Raw genomic sequence first — 5243 nt, forward strand, 5'->3', positions numbered from 1 at the left:
GCTACGAGCCAGCTCCGGCCAAGGCCTGGGCTACGAGCCAGCTCCGGCCGGAGGACACCGGCCAAGGCGAATCTCTTTCCCGCCGCGACGGCGAGCAATGGGTACGGCCGGCCCGACGGGTGCCGAACCGGCCGTAAGCAAGCTGTTCGTCCGGACGCAAAGCCGCAAAGGGCCGTTCCTACAGTGCGGCCCGCGGGCCATCGGACAGGAAGTTCAGTGGTGCGGGCCGCAGGCCGTCAGGCCGGCCAGGTGCCTGTGACGCGGCGGAAGCCGGCCGCGTTGCCGCGTTTGACGGAGGCGCGGACGCCCGCGGTGATCGCGCCCTGGAGGGCGGCCGCGGGCAGGACCTCGCGGAGGGAGCGCTCCTCGTCCGTGGGGGCGGGGGCCTGCTCCTGGCCCGGGAGGAACTTCCAGATCCGTTTGAAGATCGCGCTCGCCACCATCCCGCCGAGGAGCGGGGCCAGGAAAGCCAGCAACTTGTAGAAGAACTTGCCCACGGTTCAACTCCTCTTCCAGCACGCCCGCGTGGCGCGCGCACGGTTACGCCGGCCACCGCGTGCGGCCAGCACCGCCGCGAACGCCAGCAGCCCGCCGACGGCGGCGGCCAGCGGCGCGGGATGGCGGCGGCCGGACTCCGCGGCACGCGAGGCGGCGTTCCAGAACGGCTCCGGAGTCTTGTCGTGCACCCGGTCCTGCACGCGCTGGGCGGCGTGGGAGGCGGTGTCCCGCGCGTGGTGCCGGGTCTCGGTGGCCCGGTCCCTGGCTCCGGCGACCTTGTGCTGGGCCCGGTCACGGGCGTCCGTCGCCTTGTGCTGGGCCCGGTCCCGCGCGTCGGCCGCCTTGTGCTGCGCACGGTCGCGCGCCCCCGCCGCGCGCTGCCGGGCGCGGTCGCGGGCGGCGGTGGCCTTCTCCTGCGCCCTGGTCTTCACATCCGCCTTGGCCGCCAGCTCCTCGACCGTCTCGCCCAGCTTCTCGCGGGCCTCGGCGACCTGGGCGCGTAGTTCCTCAGGACCCGGACTCCTGCTCATGGCCGCTCCTCAACCGTCCTCGACTGCCTGTCCTCAAACCGTGCTGTCCTCAACCGTGCCGGCCCGCCGGGTGCGCATGTTCCTTGATCGATTCCACGTCGGCCCGTACCCCGCTGAGGGCCTGCTCCGGTTTCAGCGGCGTCACCTTGCGGGTCTGGGCGCGGCCCAGCAGCCCGAACAGGGCCGCCAGGAGGAAGAGCGCACCGGTCACGACCAGCGCCGCGGCCCACACCGGCAGCACCAGCGCGACCGCCGCGACGGCCGCGGCCACCAGGGTCATGAGGCCGAGCAGGGCCAGCAGCCCCGCCCCGCCGAACAGCCCGCCGCCGAGTCCGGCCCGCTTCCCCTTGGCCGTCATCTCGGCCTGGGCGAGCTTGAGTTCGCTGCGTACGAGCTCGGACAGCTGCTCGGAGGCCTGCTTGACGAGTTCCCCCACCGGCTTGCCGTCCGGGCTGCCCCCGTTCACGCGCCGCCCGCCTGCGCGCTGCCCGGTCGGCGGCGCAGCGGGCGTACGGGTCGTGGTGTCCGTACGGGGCGTGGTCCGCTCCGATGTGTAGGTCACGCGTCCTCGCCTCCCTCTTCGGAAGTGAAGGTGCGGGCTGAGCCCAGCCGCCGGGCCGTACTGCCGTGCGGGCCTCGCGGCGGCGTGAGGATGAAGTCTTCGTACCGGCCCAGTGCGAGCACGACACCGAGCATCCAGACCGGCATGAGTAGGGCGAGCAACAGCGCCATGGCGACCGTCCCTTCCCTGGGCGCCCCCGTGCGCTCTGGCGGAACGCCGTGGACTCAGGCCCGAGTGACCCCACCCGAAGGGACCAAACGTCCGAAATGCCGCCGCTGTGGCCGATGTGGTCGCCGGTGTCCCGGGCGTGGTCGCCGGTGTCCCGGACACGGCTCGGGCCCGGAACCCCTGAAGTCCCGGGCCCGAAGCCGTTCTCCCCAACTCACGGCCGCTCGGCCGCCGTGCGAGTCCCCCGTTTTCCGGATGCCCAAACACCGCGCGATCCCCAACACCGCACGATCCCCGACACCACCCGCTCCCCCAGCACCGACCGATCCGTGAACGCCGACCGATCCGTGAACGCCGCCCGCCGTTCCGGCTCGGACTAGCACTCGCGTGCCCGGGCCCCCGCCCGGGTGCGGCCCGCCGCGACCTGGCGGTCCGGGTGACGGCGCAGGTACTCGTTCTCCAGGGCCGCCATCCTGGAGGTGTGCGCCGCGAGCGCGTCCGGCGACCCGTACAGCAGGGTCTCGTGGCGGGTGCGGTGGATGTTCTCCAGCTCCTTGATCAGGTGGGGGTCGTCGAGCGCGGCCGGATCCACGCCGCCGCCTTTCCGCCCGGCCTCGGCCATGGGGCCACTCCCTTCCGTCACCTGCGCGGACCGGTTCGGCCACGCAGCGCAGCCGTGTTGCTGTCCGATCCCCGGGTACCCGGTTTCAGCACCGGCACAGATCCGCGCGCCCCCGCTCGTACCGGTACGTACAGCGGGGCGCACGGGTCGTATGAGGCAAGGAGCGAGGAGCGCCATGGAGCGAGGGAGCAACCGGCTCAACGTGCACCGGGACGACGAGATGAAGCACGAACTGCAGGGTCTGCTGCGCTCCGGGCACCCCACCCGGGCCGAGGAGTGGCACGACCCCGAGCCCGCCGCCGACGACGACCCCGACGTCGCCGCAGGACCGGTCCCCGTACGGGGCTCCGTCGGCGACGCCGAAGCGCTCCGCTACGAACTCGCCCGCCACCTCGCCCGTACGCCGTTCCCCGCCAAGCGGCGGGAGCTGGTGCACACCCTGCGGGAGCGGAACGCCCCGGACCGGCTCGTCGAGATCGTGGGCGAGCTGCCGCCGCACGACACGTTCGGAACGGTGCAGGAGATCGTGACGGCCCTGGGCCGCACGACGATCGCGTAGGCCCTGCGGCCTCCCGCGGCGACCGCGCCTCCCGCCCCGGCACACCGGCCCGTCGCCCGCGACCGGGCGCCCGCTGACCGCCGCTCCGCCTCGCGACCGAGCGCGGCCTGCTCTCCTGCGTGCGGGAGGCGGGCTCCACCGGCATGACCACCGCGGCGAGGATCCTCCTGTCGCGAAACGATCACTGCGTCCAACGCGGCCAACTACGCTCGTCCGTATGGAGATTATGGGAACTTCACTGCGGGTGTGCGTCGACGATCTCGAGTCCGCCGTCGCCGTCTACGAGCGCCTGACGGGGAGTCAAGCGATGCGCTTCGAGCGCGGGGGCGTCTCCGTCGCCGCAGTGGGGGCGTTCCTTCTGATGAGCGGGCCGGAGAGTCAGCTGGAGGTGCTGCGGAAGGTGGCAGCGACGATTGCCGTGAAGGATGTGGACGAGGCGCATGCGGCGCTGACCGAAGTAGGCGCCGACATCCTGGCCGGGCCGCTCCCGTCCCCGGTGGGCCGCAACCTCCTGGCGCGCCACCCCGACGGCTCGATCTTCGAATACGTGGACCGCCAGGGCGCGTAGTCGCCGTGCGACGCGCCGGGTTGCGGGCCCCGGATCCGCCGGACTGTGGCCCCGGATCCGCCGGACTGTGGGCAGGCGTTCCGCCCTGCGGCACGCCTGCCCACAGCGCGGCGAGCCAGCGCCCGCGCCCGGCGCGTGGCACGCGGCCCGACCCGGGGGCATCAGCTGGGGCCTTTGCGTCCCACGAGGTGGAAGATCCGGCTGAGTCGGCGGTACGGGTCCCGTCGGCCCGCTTCGAGTTCGACCGCGGCCGCCGCCGCTATCTGCTGCGAGTCGCCGGGGTCCACCTCGGCTCCGCTCAAATCGAGCCAGTCGACGAAGAGCCACACCCCGTACCAGCGCAGTGGCTCCACACCCCGGCTCCGCATGAGCTCACTGAGTTCCTCCACGGTGTCGGCTCGAGTCGGCAGCCCCAGCACCCCGATCTCGCCCCTGGCGTCGAACGACGCCAGAGCGTCGTCCCAGCGCCGTTCCAGGGCAGGGCGTACCGCCATCGCCTCGGCGTTGCCCGTCATGACCGAGATCAGGCCACCGGCTGCAGCGCACCGGCACAGTTGGTCGACCATCGGCTCCGGGTGCTCGAGGTACCCGAGCACGCCATGGCACAGCACGGCGTCGAAGCGTCGGCCCCGCACTGCCTCGTGGGCGTTCTCACCGTCGCCCCGCAAGAGCGTCACCCGCCGCCGAACCTCATCGGGCAGCCGCTGGAGTCGCTGTTCGGCCTTGTCCAGCATGGCCTGCGACGGGTCGAGCAACGTCACGTCGTAACCGGCTTGCGCCAGCGGAAACGATTGATGGCCCGCGCCGCCGCCGACGTCGAGCACAGACGCCGGAGGCGCCGGCACATGCTCGAGCAGCTGCTGGTGGATCACATAGGTGCGCACGCGCCCCTTCGCCGAGGCATAAGCCCCATCGGCGAACTGGTCGGCCAGACCGGCCCAGGTGTCTTCACTCACCACGCCAACGTATCGACATCGACGAGGTGAACGAGGCGTGGGCCAAGGGGATGCGCACTCCTCTCCAGATGCGCACCCATATCCGAGCGGGGCTGTTCGAGCACGTCACCGCCGGCACCGACCGATGAATCGGCATCCCTCGCCCCGGCCCTCATCCCGGCCCCTCACCCCCAGGCCACTAGTCCCGCCCCGGACCACGCCGAGGGGTCCAGTCGACGGCCCGTCAGTCCCGCACCGGCCGCATGCGGAAGTCGTAGTGGTCCGGGAGGGGGTCGGCGGCGCCCGACTCCGGGGCGAGGCGGGCCGCGACCGCGCTCCAGAGGTCCGACAGCACCTCGTCCCCCTCGCGGAGGTCCGCGACCTCGATGCCCAAGTCCAGCAGCGCCCGGGCGCCCGCCGCGTCCCCCGCCGCGAGCGACACCTGCGCTTCCAGGAGCCGGAACCGGCCCCGCGCCCGTACGCGCTCGGGGAGTTCGGCCAGGACGCCCCGCGCGTCGGCCACGCGCCCCCGCGCGAGCAGCGCGTCGACCGCCTCACGCGCGAACGCGGCGAGCACGCGCTCCGGCGCACCTCCCGCACTTCCCCCCCCCCCCGCGCTCACGACCCCCACCCCCCGCAACAGCAGATCCGCCGCCCGCTAGCCGTCCCCCGACTCCCCGGCCGCCACGCCCAGGCACCGCAGCGCCCACGGGCTCTCCGCCGCCCGCAGCGAGCGTTCCCAACTGCGGGTCGCCTGGGCCCGGTCGCCGGCGTGCCACTGGGCCACGCCCAGGTGGTAGT

Annotated in this window: 9 protein-coding genes; 2 read left to right on the top strand and 7 right to left on the bottom strand. The window is 73.2% G+C overall.

Annotated elements, in window-relative coordinates; translation table 11 throughout:
• Positions 1-236: 236 nt before the first annotated feature.
• From AOK16_RS13610 to AOK16_RS13625, 5 genes are all read right to left on the bottom strand, one after another.
• Complete coding sequence (locus AOK16_RS13610; protein WP_079101347.1) at positions 237-497, bottom strand: DUF4235 domain-containing protein; 261 nt, start codon at positions 495-497, stop codon at positions 237-239.
• A gap of 3 nt (positions 498-500) precedes the next feature.
• Positions 501-1028: a DUF3618 domain-containing protein gene (locus AOK16_RS13615; protein WP_055472532.1), complete on the bottom strand. Its 528-nt coding sequence runs from the start codon at positions 1026-1028 to the stop codon at positions 501-503.
• Positions 1029-1077: 49 nt separating this feature from the next.
• Positions 1078-1494: a phage holin family protein gene (locus AOK16_RS13620; protein ID WP_055472538.1), complete on the bottom strand. Its 417-nt coding sequence runs from the start codon at positions 1492-1494 to the stop codon at positions 1078-1080.
• A 92-nt stretch (positions 1495-1586) separates the two neighbouring features.
• Positions 1587-1760 carry a hypothetical protein gene (locus AOK16_RS27175; protein ID WP_157859206.1) on the bottom strand — a complete coding sequence of 58 codons (174 nt, stop codon included), beginning with the start codon at positions 1758-1760 and terminating at the stop codon, positions 1587-1589.
• Positions 1761-2134: 374 nt separating this feature from the next.
• Positions 2135-2380, bottom strand: coding sequence for a DUF6158 family protein (locus AOK16_RS13625; RefSeq protein WP_055472533.1), 246 nt, complete (start codon positions 2378-2380; stop codon positions 2135-2137).
• Between the two features lie 175 nt (positions 2381-2555).
• Here AOK16_RS13625 and AOK16_RS13630 point away from each other — a divergent pair, with 175 nt between their 5' ends.
• On the top strand, positions 2556-2939 hold the full coding sequence (locus AOK16_RS13630) for a DUF2795 domain-containing protein (RefSeq protein ID WP_055472534.1): 384 nt from the start codon (positions 2556-2558) through the stop codon (positions 2937-2939).
• Positions 2940-3156: 217 nt separating this feature from the next.
• Positions 3157-3507 carry a VOC family protein gene (locus AOK16_RS13635; RefSeq protein WP_055472535.1) on the top strand — a complete coding sequence of 117 codons (351 nt, stop codon included), beginning with the start codon at positions 3157-3159 and terminating at the stop codon, positions 3505-3507.
• Between the two features lie 161 nt (positions 3508-3668).
• On the opposite strand, the gene AOK16_RS13640 is transcribed toward AOK16_RS13635, so the two are convergent.
• Positions 3669-4463, bottom strand: a complete 795-nt coding sequence (locus AOK16_RS13640) for a class I SAM-dependent methyltransferase (RefSeq protein WP_055472539.1) — start codon at positions 4461-4463, stop codon at positions 3669-3671.
• Between the two features lie 223 nt (positions 4464-4686).
• Complete coding sequence (locus tag AOK16_RS13645; RefSeq protein ID WP_055472536.1) at positions 4687-5019, bottom strand: hypothetical protein; 333 nt, start codon at positions 5017-5019, stop codon at positions 4687-4689.
• Positions 5020-5243: the final 224 nt, after the last annotated feature.

Origin of the sequence: Streptomyces pathocidini, from assembly GCF_001418495.1 — a bacterium.
GTDB lineage: Bacteria > Actinomycetota > Actinomycetes > Streptomycetales > Streptomycetaceae > Streptomyces > Streptomyces pathocidini.